We start from the raw sequence: 19,683 nt of genomic DNA, 5'->3' as shown, positions 1-19,683 counted from the left end.
AGATTTTGTCTTCCATTATTTTTTTAACTTAAAATTAAGGTGAAAACTAATTAAATATTAAATTCAGAATTAGTTTATAGTCAAAATGCCGTTGGTATTTTTATATTCTATATTTATTCCCTTATTTTTAGCCTCTATATTATTTCAAAATTAGAATATAATTTGAATCCAAAAAAAATCGTCATCGCAGGTGGTCCAGGAACCGGAAAAACTACCATTATTAATGAATTAAAAAAGCGTAATTTTATTTGCTACGATGAAATTTCGAGACAGATAACCTTACAAGCACGTAAAGATGGTATTGAGCAACTTTTTTTAACAGAGCCCTTATTGTTTAGTGAAAAACTTTTAGAAGGAAGAATACAGCAATTTAATGAAGCGACTAAAGAAACTAACGAAGTGGTTTTTATAGATAGAGGAATACCTGATGTTATAGCCTATATGGATTTTATTGGTGATACTTATCCTAATAATTTTGTAGAAGCATGTAAAAATCACCAGTACGATTCTATTTTTATATTACAACCATGGCAAGAAATTTTTACTAGCGACGCTGAACGATACGAAAATTTTGAAGAAGCTATTGAAATACATCAGCATTTACTAAATACTTACAAACGTTTTGGCTACCATTTAATTGATGTACCGTTCGGAAATGTAGAAACTAGAGCTAACTTTATTCTAGAGTCCTTAAATTTGCAGTAATGCATCCTATAGAAGTTTTAGAACGGTATTGGCAACATACCTCTTTTAGACCGTTACAAGAAGAGATTATTACTTCGGTTTTAAACCAAGAAGACACCTTTGCCTTACTGCCAACTGGAGGTGGAAAATCGGTTTGTTTTCAAATTCCTGCTTTAATTCAAGATGGTATATGCATTGTGGTTTCGCCATTAATTGCTTTAATGAAAGACCAAGTAAATACCTTAAAAGAAAAAGGTATAAAAGCTATAGCTCTCACTTCTGGTTTATCTTATAAAGATTTAGATACACAATTAGACAATTGTATTTACGGTAACTACAAGTTCCTTTACCTATCTCCAGAACGCTTACAACAAACTTTAGTGCAAGAGCGCATACAGCAAATGAAAGTTAATTTAATTGCTATTGATGAGGCGCATTGTATTAGTCAATGGGGAAATGATTTTAGACCAGCTTATAAAAATATTTCAATTTTACGACAATTACATCCGCACGTTAATTGTATTGCTTTAACTGCCACTGCAAAATATAACGTCATTGATGATATTTTAGAAAATTTAGATTTTATAAATCCTAAAGTGTTTAAAGCCTCTTTTGCAAGACCAAATATTGCTTACGATGTTATACATACAGAGGATAAATTATTTCAATTAGAACACTTACTAAACAAATATCAAGGCTCTTCTATAATTTATGTTAGAAACAGACGTGCAACTATAGACATTCATAATTATCTAAAAGCTAAAGGATTTTCTTCAACTTTTTACCATGGAGGTATTACCAATAAAGAAAAACAAGACCGTTTGTATCAATGGACAAATGGCCAAATAGATATTATGGTAGCCACTACCGCTTTTGGAATGGGAATTGATAAAGCTAATGTAAAAACAGTTATTCATATTAATCTACCAGAAAGTTTAGAGAGTTATTACCAAGAAGCAGGTAGAGCTGGCAGAGATGGCAAATTAGCACACGCTATTATTTTAAAACAGCATATAGACGAAAACCATTTGCGTAGTCAGTTTTTAAATAACTTACCATCCGTTGCATTTGTAAAAACGGTATATCATAAACTGGTTAATTATTTCCAGATATCGTATGGTGAGGGAGAAAATACGTTACATCAATTCGATTTTAAATCCTTTTGTAATCAATATAAATTAAGTCCTAGTATAACTTACAACGCATTATTATTATTAGACCGAAATGCTATTATTACACTCACACAACATTTTAATTTTAGGACTAAAATTCAATTTACCACAACAAATGCTGTTCTATTTAAATATTTAGAAACCCATCTCGATTTAAACTTATTGGTTAAAGTATTATTACGAACCTATGGTGGCATTTTTGATTATGAAACAAAGGTGAATCTCAATTTAGTAATAAAAAAATCTAATTTATCTGAAAAACAAGTTATTACTCAGTTACAACGTTTAGAAAAGGACGAAGTAATTAGTTTACAAATTGCAAATACAGATTCTGAAATCACATTTTTAAAGCCACGAGAAGATGATATTACAATTAATCCAATTGCTAAAAACATAGAACAACAACACACCTTGAAACATCAACAAATTGAATCTGTCTTAGGTTATATTAAGAATAATTCGGTTTGCAGAAGTCAACAACTCCTACTCTATTTTGGAGAAAAATCTAACAAAACTTGTGGTATATGCTCAGTTTGTGTGGCCAAAGCTTCGAGTTTAGATAAAACATCAAATGAAGTGATTTCACTTCAAATTTTAAATAAATTAAAAGCTGAACCATTATCTTCGCGACAATTATTACTTCAAATTAAATGTTCTGAGAAAGTACTGATAGATAGTCTTTCAGAATTAATAGAACTTAAAAAAATAAAACTAACACCAAATAATTCTTACACACTTATATGACAGAAAAACACGATTTACGGATTGTTTTTATGGGCACACCAGATTTTGCTGTTGCCACTCTTAGAGCTCTTATTGAACATAATTATAATGTGGTTGGCGTTATCACTGCACCAGACAGACCTGCAGGACGAGGACAAAAACTAAGAGCTTCTGCCGTAAAAGCATTTGCTTTAGAGCATAAGTTGAATATTCTGCAACCAACTAACCTAAAAGCAGAATCATTTCTAGAAGAATTAAAAGCCCTAAATGCTAATTTGCAAATTATTGTAGCATTTAGAATGTTACCAAAAGTGGTTTGGCAAATGCCAGAATTTGGTACATTTAATCTACATGCATCTTTATTGCCACAATATAGAGGAGCTGCTCCAATCCATTGGGCTATTATTAATGGTGAAACCAAAACTGGAGTGACAACGTTTTTTATTGACGAAAAAATAGATACTGGAGCGATAATTAAAAGTAAAGTTACTACTATAGGAAAACAAACAACCGTTGGTGACTTGCATGATGACCTAATGCGTATAGGAAGCGAATTGGTTATAGAAACTGTAAAACTAATTGAAACTGATGCTGTAGAAACTACAATACAACCAAAAACCGAAGATTTAAAAACAGCCTATAAACTTAATAGAGAGAATTGTAAAATAGATTGGTCAATGCCAATTAACACTATATATAATAAGATAAGAGGTTTAAACCCTTTTCCAACAGCGTGGTGTTTTTTAGAAAACAACGAAAAAAATCCATTATCAGTAAAAATTTATGGTGTGGAAAAAATTAAAGAACCACATAATATTGAAGCAGGAAAACTAATAGTGACTAAAAATGCGTTAAAAGTCGCATGCAAAGGCGGTTACATAAATATATTAGAAATTCAGTTACCTGGAAAGCGTAAAATGGAAGTGAAATCACTTTTAAATGGTTTTAATTTTTCTGAATCAGCAAAACTCTTGTAAACCCTTATTATCATTGGTTTTACAAAAAATTCGATAAAACACATCGTCTTTATTAACAAATGCGCTAAGTTATTAACAAAAACACGTTTTTCCCTTGCTATTCCTTGCGTAGCTTAATATTCCTAATAATTTTGTGTACAGATTTTAACAACACTATTATTAGAATCAAATTTTTAACAATTTAAAATTAATATTTATGAACAAAACAGATTTAATCAACGGAATGGCAGAAAATGCTGGAATTACTAAAGCAGCAGCAAAAAAAGCATTAGATTCATTATTAGTTGATATCGAAGGATCTTTACAAAAAGGTAACAGAGTATCTTTAGTAGGATTTGGATCTTGGTCAGTTTCTAAAAGAGCGGCAAGAGATGGAAGAAACCCACAGACTGGTAAAACTATAAAAATTAAAGCTAAAAATGTAGTGAAATTTAAGGCAGGTTCTGACTTAAGTAGCGCTGTAAACTAAGACAGTTTTTATTAAAAAATACAAAAAGCCTGCTCGTTGAGCAGGCTTTTTTTTACTCTTATTTAAATAAAAACAAGACTCTAATTACACTTATCTAGGCTTAATAAATTATAGAAAACCAGAATTCTAACATTTTAAATCTTTAAATAATAGCAACACAAAAAATAGAGTATCGCGTAATTGGTTTAAAATCTAAATTTTAGAATAAACAAGAATAAGTTGGATTTTTAACAAAAAAAACATAGATTTAATAATCTTTAAAAAAGAAATAATAAAATGAACAAGCCCGAAAAAGGCAATCTACTCATTGCTGAACCATCTATTATCGGAGATATTTCATTTAATCGTGCTGTGATATTATTAGCGGATCACAACGCATTGGGTTCCGTTGGCTTTATTTTAAACAAACCTTTAGACTTTAATCTTAAAGACCTTATTGAGGGAACTGAATCTGAATTTCCTATTTATAATGGTGGTCCTGTAGAACAGGATAATCTTTATTTTATTCATAAATCTCCGGATCTAATACCAAATAGTATAGAAATATCTCATGGCATTTTTTGGGGTGGTGATTTTTCTGTTGTTATTAATTTAATAAACGAAGGTGAAATTGACAATAGTGATATTCGATTCTTTTTAGGCTATTCTGGATGGGACGAACAGCAATTAGATAACGAACTTAAATCTAATGCTTGGCTAGTTTCTGAAAACATTTATAATAACGAGATAATTTCCAAACCATGTAATTCTTTCTGGCGTGATAAAATGCTAGAACTAGGTGGTGATTATAGTATTTGGTCTAATGCACCTGAGAATCCTAGTTACAATTAATTTTTTAATCGAAAGATTAAACTAATATAGTATTTAAACCAACCTCAACTTTGCATTTAGCTTTTTTAGAAGTTCTTGAGCAAAATCGTTTCTAAATTCTTTTTTACGGTACTTTGTAATTGGCACAATGCCTTGTATAACATTGGTTACAAATAACTCATCTGCTTTTTGAAGTTCAAACGGACTAATGGAAGCTTCTTCTATGGAAACGTTAACATCTTTAGATAATAACTCTAAAATTTGTTTTCGCATTACACCTTTTAAGCAACCATCTTCTAATGGTGGTGTTTTAATTTTATTATTTTTAACAATAAACAAATTACCGTTTAGAGCTTCTATTACACTTTTATTTGTATTTAATACCAAGCAGTTTTCAAAGTCATTTTCTTTAGCATATATACTGCCTATAATTTGTATGGCTTTATTGTTTGTTTTTAAACCAGATAATAATCCTGGTGCAACAAAATAGTCTTTATATAAATCCACAAGATATTTAGCGCCTAAATCAATAGTATAAAAAGGATTATCATGCGGCTCAACACTAATATTATAATTAACCTTGGCATCATTTGATGGTAAATATTTACCACCTTCACCTCTATCTATATTAAGTCTAACACGCGCTGAAGCTTGTAGTAAATTGTTAGCATCTAAAGTTTTCAATATTTCGGATTCTAAGAATTCCATGGTGAAATTCATAGGTATATCCATTCTAAGAATTCGCATAGAAGACATTAATCTAAAGTAATGGTCTTCCCAAAAAAATATTTTGCTATTAACTACTTTTAGGGTTTCAAAAAGGGCATCACCATATTTATAACCTCTATTATTTACTGTAAGTTTAGAATCTGCTTCAGAAAGCAGTGAACCGTTATAATTTACCATAAAAAAATCTCGATTTAGTTTTAAAATTAAATCGAGACAAAGATATATTAGAATAACTATTTAAGAGCTATCTTGAACCTAAAACTTGTTTAAGACTAGAAATCTGATTAGTCCAAAGCATTTTTCCTTCTTCAATTTCATCATCTTCCGCAAAATCGGTAATCATTAAAGAAACATCTTTAGTGATTTCATCTACTTGAATACGGATTTCAAAATAGTACGATGCACCATCTTCGTCATCGCTTAACCATCTAAACTTAACGCGCTCGCCAGTTTTTTTATTTATTAATTTGGCTTGTTCTTCTGATCCATCCCAAATAAAAGTGAACATTTCGCCTCTTGAGTTTACATTATCCGCAAACCATTCTGACAAACCAGAAGGCGTTGATATATAGGTGTATAGTAGGGCTGGTGATGCTTGTATCACAAACTCCATTTCAAATTTTTCTTTATCGTCCATAAATACTAATATTATTTGCTCAATATATACATTTTATAGCTGAGAATTGAAGATTAAATTAAAATTATTTTTTTTAGTTTTTATTGTTTGCTATAGAAGAATTTGTTTTTATATTTGCAGCCGCAATTACGCATTGGTTTATACTAAAATAATAAAGCTTAGTAATTGAAAATGGCGAGGTAGCTCAGTTGGTTAGAGCGTTGGATTCATAACCCAGAGGTCACGAGTTCAAATCTCGTTCTCGCTACAACAGTAAAACCCAGAACAGAAGTTCTGGGTTTTTTTATAACTATACCTTAGGAAGGGTTACTTCTTTATTTTTTTACACTATTTCATTTAGGTGGTTTGTTTGATTTTCTGCTTATCTCTTTGGTTCTGATACGCTTTACCTCTGCGGTTGACACGAGATATACCCGAATTACACCTAAGGCATATACGCTATACACACGCTATACCTATTTGTTATATTGCTCAAAATCATTATATTAGCATTATTATGGCACGACAAAAAGGACTATTAAAACTTACTGGGACCATTGGTGGTATTAATTTTTATGTTGTAAACGGTGTTGGGTTTGCGCGTAATGCTGGAGGCGGTTTTAATGGTGATGCTATAAGACACCAACCTAATATGCAACGTGTACGTGAAAATGCGAGTGAATTTGGACATTGTAGTAAAGTAAAAAAAGCTTTTAGATTGGCCTTGATGCCTTTTTTACTTGGCTATAAACATTCTAAGTTGCATGCACGTATGATGACTTTATTTACGAGTATAAAGGCTTTAGATACGACTTCTGAACGTGGCTCTCGTAGAGTTGGTGAGGGTTTACAAACTGCTAAAGGCAGACAGTTGTTACATACTTTTGAGTTTACACCTCAACATAAGATGCTGAATGCAGTACTTTGTCACTCTAATTTTAATTGGCCTTTGCAAGTTCTTAGTATTACGGAATTTAGTGCTAAATTATATCCGTATCCTAAAGCGGCTACGCATGTGAGTTTAACATTAGGTATTTTGGACTTTAACTTTGATACTTTAGAATCTTCTTTAAAGGTTGCTCCTACTTATTTTTTAGAGGTGTCTTCTGCAGCTTCTTCTTTTGAGATTGCCATGGATACGGTTATGGCTACTGATTTTGTTGGTATTGCTGTACTTGGTTTACGTTTTTATGAGGTTATTGATGATGAGGTTTATGGGTTGAATGCTATGGTTGGGGTTCGTTTATTGGATGTTAGGGTTTGATAATAATTCTCTTTTTGTGAATCTTTATTTTCAAAACGATTTATTATATCATTATATATATATGTTCATTTTGTCTTGACACAAAACGAACCAAAAAGTCAAAACGATTTATTAGGAAATCGCTAAAGCGCCACTCGCTGATACATTGTTATTTTAAAGACTTTATAAAATTTGTGTTCCAATCCTTGATATGATATATTAACAATAGGTCTTGCTCACTATTTCTGAAAATCGTTGCTTCCGACTGTGTCGGAATTAGGTGTGATTATTTTTGATTTCCTTGATTTCCTTGATTTCCTTGATTTTGGTTAGTGGCTTTCTTTTTTGCTCCTCATGTGTGTTCCTTTATTGATTTGTCTGTGCTTATTGTTTTAAGAACTCATGATATGCTTTGCAGTTACTCTTACTTAGCTTCACTGCATGTTTTATACTAAATAATTTGAAGTCGGGTTTTTAGATTGTGTTGGAATTTGCGAGTGAATTGTTTGTTTTTTTGTTAGTTGAATAGCTCTTTAATGATTGTTTTTCTTAAAATTCTCAGCCTGTTCAAAGATTTCTTTAAAAACCTCATCCTTTGTAATAGGTGGATAATCATTTTCTGCTAAAAGAATTATTAAGTCCACTTTTAACTCTGCTTTAATATCGTCTCGTTGGTTCCAGTCCGTATATTTTGCTTTATCATCTACGACTTTTTTTACTTCTTTAGCTAGGTGTATTAATTTATTTTCGGGATAATCAAAATCGTATTTATGCGCAATTGCTTTTAGAATATCATAGAATGCTTTCTCTTCAAAATCGATGCCCATGTCTTGAAACGATTCTTTTTCCTTTCTAAGTTCATGATACAAATCAATGATTTCATCTGTAAAATCTTCTAGTACGTTGCTTTGTAGAATATCTTGTTCACTACGCTCGTTATATTTATCTACTATACTCTTGAATTTTTTAGAGAAATCAATCCCTTGCATTTTATTCGTTTTCTTTAACTCATCAATAGCTTTCAACAGTAGCTGCTGCAATAGTTTAATCTTAGTATTAGGTAATTTTATTTTTTCAATTTTTGCTAAATAGGCTTCATCAAAAATATCTATTTCGGTTTGTTGTTCTTCCCCTAGTTTAAATATCTCTTCTACGCCATCACTTATTAACGCTTCTTTAATCATTTCGCGCACTCTTGCATTCATTTGTGCGGTATCTGGTGCATTTCCTTTTGTAAGTTTAAAAACGATCGAACGAATGGCTAAATAAAAGTGAATATGGTCTTTTTGCTCCTCTGTAAAAGCATTAGCACCACAACAAATATCGTAAGCCATTTTTAAACGTTTTACAATATTCATAAAACGTGTTTCTATATTTTTTGTACGTTGTACAAACTCTGCTCCTAGATTTAAACATTCTAATTGCTTAATACCTTCACCAGAAAAATACTCTGAGGCATCAAATTTATGAAATAATCTAGCCAACAAATCTAATTGGTCTTTAACTACTACAATGGAGGTTTCAATATCTTCAAAATTCTGACCATCAACAGCAGAATACTGTTTTAACGCTAAATTCATTTGCTTTTTAAAGCCAATATAATCTACTACCAAACCTTTTTCTTTAGACTTGTATTTTCTATTAACTCTAGAAATGGTTTGTATTAAGTTGTGTTGCTGAATGGGTTTATCTATATACATGGTATCTAGAAAAGGCACATCAAAACCTGTTAACCACATATCGACCACAATAGCGATTTTAAAGTTCGATTTTTCATTTTTAAACTGTCGGTCTAACTCTTTTCTATCGTCTTTTGTACCTAAAAGGTCATACATTGCTTTAGGATCATCTTTACCACGCGTCATTATCATTTTAATGCGCTCCATAGGTTTGATTTCCTTTTTCTCCTTTTCTGTAAGTGTTGAGCCTTCTTCAAAAGCTTTTACCTCTGTCCATTCTGGACGTAAGGCTATAATTTCTTGATACAGATTAAACGCAATAGGTCTAGAACTACACACAAATAAAGCTTTCCCTTTTATGGTTGCCCCTTCCTCTATTCTAGTTTCATAATGTTTTACAAAATCTTCTGCCACTGCTTTTAATCGGTCTGGATCGCCAATAATGGCATTCATATTGGCAGATGCCTTTTTACTTTCTTCTATTTGATAATCGTTGGCTCCTTCTTCTGCACATTGGTTATAATAGGCTTCTATTTCTTCTAATTTGGAGTTCTCTAAGACTACTTTAGCTGCACGACCTTCATAGACAATACGCACTGTAATTTCATCTTTTTCAGACTCTGTCATGGTATAGGAGTCTATAATATCTCCAAACACATTTAAAGTGGCATCAATTGGTGTGCCCGTAAACCCAACATAAGTTGCATTTGGTAAAGAATCGTGTAAATACTTTGCAAAACCATAGGTCTTTTTTACACCATCTTCTGTAACTGTTACTTTTTGGTCGAGGTTTATTTGGCTGCGATGTGCTTCGTCTGAAATACAAATTACATTGGTACGCTCTGTTAACAACTCTAAGTCTTCCGTAAATTTGTGTATGGTTGTTAAAAATACTCCGCCACTCTTTCTACCTTTTAGTAAGTTTTTTAGCTCTTTTCTGCTTTCTACACTTATTATATTATTATCTCCAATATATTGCTTTGCATTAGTGAACTGCCCAGACAATTGGTCGTCTAAATCGGTGCGGTCTGTAATGATAATAAGTGTTGGACTTTTAAAATGCGGACTACGCATTAACAAACGAGACAAAAACAACATGGTATAACTTTTACCACAACCTGTTGCTCCAAAGTAGGTTCCTCCTTTTCCGTCTCCTTCTGGTTTTTGATGTTGTTTTATATTTTTAAGAAGCTTAGTTGCTGCATAATATTGCGGATAACGACATACTATTTTAAGTTCGTGTTTGTTGCTATCTGGAAAGTATATAAAATTATGAATCACCTCACGCAGTCTATTTTTATTAAACAAACCTTGTATCATAGTGTACATGCTATTAATACCATCTACTTCTTTATCTATGCCTATTACTTTTCGCCATGCGTAGTAAAACTCGTAATTAGAAAAGAACGATCCCATTTTACTATTCACTCCATCGCTTATAATACAAAAGGCGTTGTATTTAAAGAGTTCTGGAATGTCGCGTCTATAACGTGTTGTTAATTGCACATAAGCATCATGAATGGTTGTGTTTTCACGAATAGCTGTTTTAAACTCAAACACTACTAAAGGCAAGCCATTGATGTATAAAACACCATCTGGAATACGTTTTTCGTACCCATAAATTTCTAATTGATTTACAATTTTATAGGTATTATTATCTAGTTCTGAATAATTTATTAAATGAATGTATAAGTCTTTTTTAGAACGGTCTTCGCGCTCTAGTTGAAAGCCATTACACACCAGTTTTATGATTTGCTTATTAGACTCGTACAAATCTGAAGCACTAAACACTTTTAGTTTACGGATTACCGAATTAATTTCGGCATCTGTAATGTTCTCACTTTTATATTGACTTTGTAAATAGCTTTTAATATCTGCTTTAATAAGCACTTCCTCTGGTTGGCGTGCAATGGTATTGCCTAAAACATGTGGAATACCTTCATTACCCAATAACTCTATAAAAACGTTTTCTAATTCTGCTTCGTTGAATTTTTGCATCTTATTAATTTACAAATATTTAATCTTCTAAATACAATTCTTTGGTATATTTAACATGAGGTTCTCTTACTTTTCTATATCCTATTTCTTGTTCTAAAACAATAGCAGCAACACTTATTAAAACATTAATACCATGCATACTATCTGGGTTTTTAATACCTAGATACATTTGCTCGTTAAATTTACTGCCAACCTCGACGTTTGCGCCTATAATATTTTCTCTTGTGCCAATAGAAAAATGTCTGAATGCAGCCTTTTTTAAAAAAGCAGCCATATTAGTTTGATCTAACAAATACACATCACAATAATCTGCACCAGGCGGATTAGCCAATTGGTCTATCGCAAAACCAAGACTCCCTGTACTATCTACTAGCTTACTTAGGTCTGAAACTAAATCAATCTGACTCTTAGTACTTTCTACTAAACTGTTATCTCTAAAGGAAGATACTGAATAATACCATTTTACTGTATTTTTTGGTAGATTAAAAGCTAAAGACACTCTAGATTTACCACCTTTAAACATAGCATTAGAACCACTATTTACAAAAAAATGCTGATTTGTATGTATATCTTTAACTTTAAAAGATTCCCTTATAACAAACTGCTCTTGCCTAACTGTATAGGTTGTATCAGTAAGCGTACGCTCTTTTACAGTTGTATTAAAAGAAACCAAATCTTCTGAGGCAGGTATTCTGTCTATTTTAAAATTACAAATACGTCTTGCCAAAGAAGTGTTTTCAAATTTAAAAATATAAATACCCGTTTTCTTAATAGTTACTATTTTTTCATTGATAGCTACAACATTAAAATCAGAGTATATTTTAGATGCCTTATACTGTATTATTTCAAAATTTTTAAGTTTTTTACCACGCTCTTCAGAGTAGCTGATACGTATTTTATCTCCTTCTGCAAAACCATAAGCCAAATGGTGGTTAGACATCGCAGCTATCTTAAAATTTAAGTCAGCAACGTTTATTGGGCTTGTTTCCGCTTTTATTTGGGTTGTAAAAGCAAGTAATAATAGTAGGTAAATTTGTTTCATTTTTTTATTTAGTTATAGTATTAAGTTTACAATTGCTCGTAATAGTTTTTAATTTTAGCCGCCATTAATTTACGCCTTTCCTCTAGAAAATTATTATAATCTATATGAGTTGATATATACAAAGTATCTGGCACATCATTTAACTTTAGATTTTCTTTTAACCCTTCTTTGGCATCTAATGTGCTCACATCAAATACTCCATCTTGAATCTGCTCTATTACTTTTGCTAAATAGTCTTTAGGTGTCTGCATACCAACCTTAATATTTGTAGCTTGTTCTGTATACACAAAATTAGCTACTTGGTTGTATTGTTTTGGTGTGTAGCCATTTTGCGCCAAATACTTTTTTGGAAACATATGATGTACATCACCTCGTTGCTCAATAAGACTGCTAATTTTCATGCTTTTAGATAAAAACGCAGGTGCATTACCATAACATTGCGCAGCTAAATACACGTTATAAGCATTATTATTAACGCTAGAAGATTCTAATTGACTAACCAAAGTAAATTCCCAAAAGTTTTTACCTAAGTTATTTTGTTCCATTTGATGCAAATAGACTTCAATTCCTTTTTCATTGATTTGCTTGATATCTTCATCAATCATAGATTCTGAAGAACCTGAATAACGGCCAATCAATAATGACATAATTAACCAACGTTTTACGTTATGTTGAATCTCGGACTCAGGCATTCCTTGATGACGTAATTTTAAGTATAAAGCATACGAAAAATTTAAACTGTTTTTTGAAGAGATTAATTTTTGATTAATTAATCCTGCAGATTTTACCAACATAATAAAACGTTGATAACTGGTTTGATTAACAAAATCTGTTAAACCATTAGATAGCATTTTGTAACTACGCTCTGCTATGTCATTTTCGTAGGTTCTAGCTTCAAAATTACGACCAGACAATAAAGCTACTAAATCGCTAAACTTACCTCGACTAAATTTGTAGGTAAAAGCTACACGTAACACATCTATATAATCTGGTATATACAAATCGTCATTACCAGTTGCCATCCATTTTAAAGCCTTGTAATAATCATGCTTCGCAAATTCTTTATCATTATCTATAATGTGTTTATTAAAGTCTTTATCCACTAATAACCTGCAAAAGTAATCGACTAGTTTACGCATTTTGTTACCTTCATGTACCTCATCTGATGCTATTTTAGACATAACAAAATCTGCATTACTTAGCACTACACCTTTTTGGTTAATGCGAATAAAAATATCTGTAACTGTATCTATATCTAACGAATGATCTAGCTCTATAATACCCACTTGTTTGGTTTTTATACGTTTTAGATTTTCTATACGATCTTCTATTAAATCTTCGTCTGCTTCTGGGTTTAATTTTAAATAGGCTCTAATGGCTTTGGTTATAGAAACCTCATCGTTAATAATTGGGTTGATATTATTAATCCATTCTGGGCTTTTCTCAAAAGCCTTATTTAACACCTCAAACTTTTCGGTAATTGGGTTAAACGCAATACGTATATTAATTTCTTTATAGTTTTTGTTTAACACACGTTGCCCAACTACAGCAGCCGTTAATGCCGTGATACGCTGTTGCCCATCTATTAATACTTTTTTACCCGCAGAGAGTTCCCCATTTTTAAGCTTTACATCTGGATTTCGCCATGTAATAATATAACCCACAGGATAGCCTTGGTATAACGAGTCTATTAAATCTCTAACCTTTGCGCTTTTCCAAACAAACGGACGTTGTATTTCTGGTATGGCGATTTCGCCAGATTTTATCCAGCTTAATAAGGTTTCTACTGGTTGTTGGTGTACTGAGTATTTAGACATTTAATTAATTTATTTATAATTACTTTAAAAAGGTAAATCATTATTATCTACCACTACTTCTTCTTGAGTATCATCTTTTAAACCTAAAAATATTTCAAGGCTTTTTGGAAATAAATTTTCATCAAAACTAAATCCATTTGTATTTAGTAGCTCCCAAATAGCAAGACTACTTTTATCATTAGAATCATAACCAATGACACTTTCTAATTTCTTAATATTAAAATGAATCTTATCTAAACCTGCATTTTTTATTAGATTATAATTAGTAGTAATCATTGCTTTTTTATCGCTCTCTGTATAGATAGCATCTTCTTTTAATAAGTCTAGTGTTAAAAAACCTGAAATGGCATCAATAGATAATTCGTCTGCTTCAAAATCCCAATCGTTAATTACAAAATAATCGACTTGAAAATGTTTGCATAGTTCTATTAAATAATTAGCAGTTGCCTTTCCATGATGACAAACAATTGCAATATTCTCAAAATTCATAAAAGTATCTGCATACCTTTCTTTATTTCCTATTGTATCATCAATAGCTATAAACTCTAAAACCTTTTGTTTTATAGCATACTTATACACTAAAACATCATTTGGTCCTTCAACTAAAATGACTTTTTTACTAAATAAAATCTTGTTTAAATTAGGTTCAATGGTTTTAATGAACTCATTGTACTTTGAGTAATTAATAGGTTCACCTGTCACTTCATCTTCAGAAATTACATCAAAGTCGTCTAGACTATTGTATTTTTTAACCGTTTGATTGTTCTCATTAATTTCTAATCTAATTAACCCTTTAGTATCGAAAGGGTCAATCATTTTATCAGAATGTGTTGTGTAAATGACTTGATGGTCATTCTCTGCTAAACCACATAAAACGGTTTTATAAAAATATTCTTGATGATTTTCATGCAGAAAACTTTCAGGTTCTTCAAATAAAAACAAACACTTATCATTGTCATTAAACTCCGAAATAGACTGAACCACAGCCATTACAAACATAGAAATATAACCATCTCCGAAATGACTAATAGGCACTTGATTTTCTACATCTCCATTTAAACCGACCTTAAACAACATTTTTAAGAAAATATCGTGATAATTAGGTAGACCAAAACTTACTGAACAATCATCATTACGAAGATTGCTTGAATAATTTTTCTTAATAAGACTTATAAACCTATTTAACTCTGAATCTTCTAAAACCTTATCTGTACTTGCTTGTACTTCTTCTTCAAATACAGCTTTTTTGTCATTCATTGGGACATCAGAATCCACAATTTTTTTGATGTGTTTTGCTAAAAAAGACCTAAGATTTCCCCAACTTGTTTTATTAGTATTTATTTCTTCTTTAATTTTATGGAAATTGATATAAAATATGTTGAAATATCTAGTTGCTCCAAATGCTTCATAATTTATATCGTCTTTAGGTGCTCCATCCCAACCTTGAATTTGTGCCAACCCATTTAAAGATTCAATTTTACTACCTTCAATTTCCTCTCCATCAATAAACATACTTAACCGATGGTAACCAGTTAAACAAGCATACTTATCACCATCAAATTTTCTTTCTCTAGTACTGGTTGCATGTAACTGTATAAAAGGAATATTATCCATATTTCTATTATGGAAATCGTCTTGTGAAAATGTGTCTTTAGAAACAAAGTTAACTTGCAATCCATACAAAATAGCATTTAAAAGGTTGGTTTTACCACAATTATTGTAACCAACAATAGCAACTGGTTTTTTATAACTAGCTTCGGGAAATACAAATTCTTGTCTATCCTTAAATGAACGATAATTTTCAACTGATATGGCATTGATTCTTATTTCTGACATAGGTTTTTATGCTGTTTTTGACATTTTTGACAAAACTAAATTTTGGAATGTTTTAAGCATTTTCACTTCCAAAGTGCATTGTTCAATTCTATCAACAATTACATTAAGTTTATTTTCAAATTCTAAAACGTTTTTCTCTTCTGGTAGTTTGAAAGTAAAGTCTTCTATATCTGATTTTGTAATCATTCCTACGGTTGTTCCTTTAGCGTTAAGTTTGATATGCTCTTTGTATTCATTACTTCTCAGTAATTGAAATATAAAATTATTACTAAATATTGATTTATTATTTACTCTGTAAAGATTAGAAGCAACAAGTAACCTATAATTTTTAAATGATTTAGGAATAATACTAGGTGCTCCTAATATTGGATAATTATCTGTTTGTTGCCTAGTAGCAATTACTATATCGCCAGGACCTATTAAATGTTTTTCTGGAACATCATCGGAATATAATCGCATTCCTTTTTCTAGGAATCTATCTATAAAAGAAACGCAACCCATTCCTAATAAATAAGTCGTTCCTAGTCCCATCTTCTCGCTCTTATAAGAATAACCTCCTGATATTTCTAGTAAATCACTCAACCTATAAGTCTTCCATTCTTTTTCACTTTCATCCACAAACCAATGTTTATACAAGGCTTGCGCTGTCTCTTCTAGTTTTTGGTTTAGGGTTTCGTTGAGTTTTATACGGTTGACGATGGTGTTGTATTCTGCTACTATTTCGCGTTGTTTTTCTATGGATGGGATGGGTAGTTCTAAATCACATAAAGATTCCCAACTAAAACCACCACGAACACTACTGTCTGTTGTAAACCAAACGTTTCTATCAAACTCTGAACGTCTGCACCACATCATTAAATATTCTGGGTCCAATTCGTTATGGTCTAAAATTTCAAAAACTACATAAGCTGGCGAAACTATTATTGGTTCTTCTTCTAACAATAAACTAATTGGTAAAATTTCGTCACGTCCAACGTGCATTGGATTGTAAGCAAACTGGTATTTTTCTACAACTCTATATCGCGATAAATCTGTTCCTTGTATATTGGCTACAGATTCCATAAATTCTTTATTTATACGAATCCCTTTTAATACAGAAACTGAACCATCTGTATTTTTCTTTTTAATCTGCTTTATGTAATTACCAAGTGGCTTATAATTCGATTTCATAGCCTAACTCTTTAAATACATTTAACAATTCGGTTTTAGATTTTGCTTCAGCTTTTAACAAGTCTGTAAAATCGGTTTGTAAGGCTGACATCTTTTCATCAAAATTGATATTTTCGTCTCTGTTTACAAACTCAATGTATTTACTTGGTACTAAAGAGTAATCTTTTTTGCGTATTTCTTCAATGGTTGCAGACTGACAAAATTCTCCTATGTTTTCATAATCATTTTCAAAAGATGTTTGTTGCCAATTATGATATGTTGAAGATATTTTATTTATTTCATCACCAGAAAATTGAATGTATTTCTTTTCAAAAGGCACACCTACTTTTCGTAAATCAATAAACAGCGTTTCATCTTCTCGATTACGATATTGTTTTTCAACTCCGTTAATAGTAACTGTCCTTTCTTTTTTATTATTATTTAAAATCCAAAGGGTTACAGAAATATCAGTAGTATAAAACATCTTTTGAGGTAACACTAAAATAGCTTCTACCAATTTATTTTCAATCAGTTTTTTACGTATCTCGTATTCGGTTCCGCCACCAGATAATGCACCATTGGCTAATATAAACCCAGCCACTCCATTGTCTGAGAGTTTAGAGACCATGTTTAGTATCCAACCGTAATTGGCGTTTCCTGTTTGTGGTACCTCGTACCCTCGCCAACGTGGATCGTCTAGTAACTCGTCTGTGGCTCTCCAATCTTTTTGGTTAAATGGAGGATTTGCCATAATGTAATCTGCCTTTAAATCTGGGTGTTGGTCTTTACCAAAGGTATCTGCTGGTACATCGCCTAAATTGGCAGATATACCACGTATGGCAAGGTTCATTTTTGCTAACTTATAAGTTGTCGCTGTGTATTCTTGCCCGTAAATAGAGACGTCTTTTTTGTTACCATTGTGGCTGTCTATAAATTTCATAGACTGCACAAACATACCACCAGAACCACAGGCAGGATCGTAAATTTTACCTTTGTAAGGCTCTATTAACTCTGCTATAAGGTTAACAATGCTTTTTGGTGTGTAGAATTCGCCTTTACCTTTACCTTCTGCAATAGCAAATTTGCTTAAAAAATACTCGTACACACGCCCAACAATATCTTGTTGTTGGTCTTTTAAGGTGTCTATATTGTTTATGGTATCTAGTAAAGCGGCTAGTTTACTCACATCCATATTTAGACGCGAAAAGTAATTGTCTGGCAACGCACCTTTAAGCGATGGATTGTTTTTTTCTACGGTGTATAAAGCGGTATCTATTTTTAGTGCAATATCGTCTTGTTTGGCGTTGGCTATAATGTAGCTCCAACGCGATTCTTCGGTTAAATAAAATACATTGTCTTGCGCATAAAATTCTACCATATCTAGAAACTTCTCCTTACCATCGTCTATGAGTTCTTGCCGACGTTTCTGGAATTTATCGCTAGCGAATTTTAGGAATATTAAACCTAGAACAACGTGTTTGTATTCTGAGCTTTCTACGGTTCCGCGAAGTTTATTTGCCGAATCCCAAAGGGTTTCTTCTATGGATTTTGTTTTTTTGGTTGTTGCTTTTTTGGCCATTTATCTTATCTTTTCTTTTACAGTAACGTATTGTGCTAATTTAACACCTTTACTTATTTCTGTACCATAAGATTCTGGAATTTTAGCTGCTTTAGCTATTTCTTTTTTATTATATCTACCTTCTTTAATTTCTTTGGCATATTTGATGCCAAAAAGATGAATCATCGCAACAGCTTCTCCATTTGGTGCATTGTGATAGAAATTTCCTAATGCTGCTCCTAGCTCGTTAATTGTCATAGTTATTAGTTTAAGTTTTTAAAATACAATGAATCAAAATTCAAGTTTAGCTTATCAATTTTGAATGGTTAAAAAAGTTATTAGAATTTAAACTACTGTTTTTGCTAGAAAAAATCCAATTTTTCTTATATCGATAGACCTACCAAATTTAATTCCAAAACATCCAACTCCTGAATCCCAAATTTTGAAATCACTATCACCATCAAAGAAACCTGCCGTTTCAACAGAAAAGGAAGTCCTTTTTGAATAGGGAAAGAATCTAATTTCTTTTTTTGAACCCGTTAAACCCTGAACATCATAACAAATTATGCGATGTGTTGTAAAAACAACTTTATCTCTTGTATGTGTATAGGCTTTTAATATTGATTCTTCATTAAAAAAAAATCACCAAAAAGCTTATTTGCATTATCAATACTTTCCCCTTTTATTACGCTAAAATGAGTTATTAAATCCATATATTATTATAGTAGTTAATCTAGAAATGATAAAAATTCATTCATCTTTCCATATATTTTTAATTTTAAATTTAATCATTGTAGAAGTGTCTTCTGTAATGAATCTTATGCTTCTATTTTTAACATCAAAAATCATAATATACTTGTTTCCTGCATCACTTAATATTGACATTAAATATTGGTTATTACCATTCTCTTCATCATGTTCTTGAGATTTTATAAGGTAGCCAGAAGTTCCAGATTCTGTAGTGTGTTTTACCATTGTAAAACTTTCGTTAAACTCAAAGAAAGTGAGAGACTCTGAATCTTCGCTTTCAAAGACCCAATCTTCACTATTATTGTCCCACGAATAATCTGTCCTTGAATCAGTAGAAATTTTTAATTGTCCGAAACAAAATGAAGATATCAATAAGAAACAGAATGATATAGTTAGCTTTTTCATTAAATTAAGTTTTAGCTCAGTAAATT

17 protein-coding genes and 1 tRNA gene are annotated in these 19,683 nt (G+C 31.5%); 7 read left to right on the top strand and 11 right to left on the bottom strand.

Annotated elements, in window-relative coordinates:
• Positions 1 to 162 precede the first annotated feature (162 nt).
• From HNV10_RS12700 to HNV10_RS12680, 5 genes are all read left to right on the top strand, one after another.
• Complete coding sequence (locus HNV10_RS12700) at positions 163 to 705, top strand: AAA family ATPase (protein WP_173301757.1); 543 nt, start codon at positions 163 to 165, stop codon at positions 703 to 705.
• The gene (locus tag HNV10_RS12695) at positions 705 to 2,600 is read left to right on the top strand and encodes a RecQ family ATP-dependent DNA helicase (protein ID WP_173301756.1); all 1,896 of its coding nucleotides are present in this window, start codon (positions 705 to 707) and stop codon (positions 2,598 to 2,600) included. Before HNV10_RS12700 ends, HNV10_RS12695 begins: the two co-directional genes overlap by 1 nt.
• Positions 2,597 to 3,556 (top strand): methionyl-tRNA formyltransferase, encoded by a 960-nt coding sequence (fmt, locus tag HNV10_RS12690; RefSeq protein WP_173301755.1) that lies wholly within the window; start codon positions 2,597 to 2,599, stop codon positions 3,554 to 3,556. The genes HNV10_RS12695 and fmt overlap by 4 nt, the downstream gene beginning before the upstream one ends.
• A 196-nt stretch (positions 3,557 to 3,752) precedes the next feature.
• Entirely contained in the window at positions 3,753 to 4,025 is a 273-nt protein-coding gene (locus HNV10_RS12685) for an HU family DNA-binding protein (RefSeq protein WP_020894395.1), read from the top strand.
• A 276-nt stretch (positions 4,026 to 4,301) separates the two neighbouring features.
• On the top strand, positions 4,302 to 4,856 hold the full coding sequence (locus HNV10_RS12680) for a YqgE/AlgH family protein (RefSeq protein ID WP_173301754.1): 555 nt from the start codon (positions 4,302 to 4,304) through the stop codon (positions 4,854 to 4,856).
• 33 nt (positions 4,857 to 4,889) lie between these two features.
• On the opposite strand, the gene HNV10_RS12675 is transcribed toward HNV10_RS12680, so the two are convergent.
• Positions 4,890 to 5,741: an aminotransferase class IV gene (locus HNV10_RS12675; protein WP_173301753.1), complete on the bottom strand. Its 852-nt coding sequence runs from the start codon at positions 5,739 to 5,741 to the stop codon at positions 4,890 to 4,892.
• Between the two features lie 67 nt (positions 5,742 to 5,808).
• Positions 5,809 to 6,201, bottom strand: a complete 393-nt coding sequence (locus tag HNV10_RS12670) for an START-like domain-containing protein (protein ID WP_173301752.1) — start codon at positions 6,199 to 6,201, stop codon at positions 5,809 to 5,811.
• A 173-nt stretch (positions 6,202 to 6,374) separates the two neighbouring features.
• On the opposite strand from HNV10_RS12670, the gene HNV10_RS12665 reads away from it, so the two are divergent.
• Positions 6,375 to 6,448: transfer RNA gene (locus HNV10_RS12665), tRNA-Met, on the top strand.
• Positions 6,449 to 6,697: 249 nt separating this feature from the next.
• Positions 6,698 to 7,444, top strand: a complete 747-nt coding sequence (locus HNV10_RS12660; RefSeq protein WP_173301751.1) for a hypothetical protein — start codon at positions 6,698 to 6,700, stop codon at positions 7,442 to 7,444.
• 512 nt (positions 7,445 to 7,956) lie between these two features.
• Here HNV10_RS12660 and HNV10_RS12655 read toward each other — a convergent pair.
• From HNV10_RS12655 to HNV10_RS12615, 9 genes are all read right to left on the bottom strand, one after another.
• Positions 7,957 to 11,100: a type I restriction endonuclease subunit R gene (locus HNV10_RS12655; RefSeq protein ID WP_173301750.1), complete on the bottom strand. Its 3,144-nt coding sequence runs from the start codon at positions 11,098 to 11,100 to the stop codon at positions 7,957 to 7,959.
• Positions 11,101 to 11,119: 19 nt separating this feature from the next.
• Positions 11,120 to 12,142: a hypothetical protein gene (locus HNV10_RS12650; RefSeq protein WP_173301749.1), complete on the bottom strand. Its 1,023-nt coding sequence runs from the start codon at positions 12,140 to 12,142 to the stop codon at positions 11,120 to 11,122.
• Between the two features lie 26 nt (positions 12,143 to 12,168).
• Positions 12,169 to 13,959, bottom strand: a complete 1,791-nt coding sequence (locus tag HNV10_RS12645) for a GmrSD restriction endonuclease domain-containing protein (protein WP_173301748.1) — start codon at positions 13,957 to 13,959, stop codon at positions 12,169 to 12,171.
• Positions 13,960 to 13,983: 24 nt separating this feature from the next.
• Positions 13,984 to 15,795: an ATP-dependent nuclease gene (locus HNV10_RS12640; RefSeq protein WP_173301747.1), complete on the bottom strand. Its 1,812-nt coding sequence runs from the start codon at positions 15,793 to 15,795 to the stop codon at positions 13,984 to 13,986.
• A 6-nt stretch (positions 15,796 to 15,801) separates the two neighbouring features.
• On the bottom strand, positions 15,802 to 16,965 hold the full coding sequence (locus tag HNV10_RS12635; protein ID WP_173301746.1) for a restriction endonuclease subunit S: 1,164 nt from the start codon (positions 16,963 to 16,965) through the stop codon (positions 15,802 to 15,804).
• Positions 16,949 to 18,523: a type I restriction-modification system subunit M gene (locus HNV10_RS12630; RefSeq protein WP_173301745.1), complete on the bottom strand. Its 1,575-nt coding sequence runs from the start codon at positions 18,521 to 18,523 to the stop codon at positions 16,949 to 16,951. Before HNV10_RS12630 ends, HNV10_RS12635 begins: the two co-directional genes overlap by 17 nt.
• Positions 18,524 to 18,760, bottom strand: coding sequence for an HTH-like domain-containing protein (locus tag HNV10_RS12625; protein ID WP_173301744.1), 237 nt, complete (start codon positions 18,758 to 18,760; stop codon positions 18,524 to 18,526).
• Between the two features lie 87 nt (positions 18,761 to 18,847).
• Complete coding sequence (locus HNV10_RS17380; protein WP_173301904.1) at positions 18,848 to 19,123, bottom strand: PH domain-containing protein; 276 nt, start codon at positions 19,121 to 19,123, stop codon at positions 18,848 to 18,850.
• Positions 19,124 to 19,252: 129 nt separating this feature from the next.
• Positions 19,253 to 19,657, bottom strand: coding sequence for a hypothetical protein (locus HNV10_RS12615; protein ID WP_173301743.1), 405 nt, complete (start codon positions 19,655 to 19,657; stop codon positions 19,253 to 19,255).
• Positions 19,658 to 19,683: the final 26 nt, after the last annotated feature.

It is taken from the genome of Winogradskyella litoriviva (assembly GCF_013249065.1).
GTDB lineage: Bacteria > Bacteroidota > Bacteroidia > Flavobacteriales > Flavobacteriaceae > Winogradskyella > Winogradskyella litoriviva.
The sequence above is the reverse complement of the archived record's forward strand: the minus strand, read 5'-3'. Positions and strand labels throughout refer to the sequence as shown.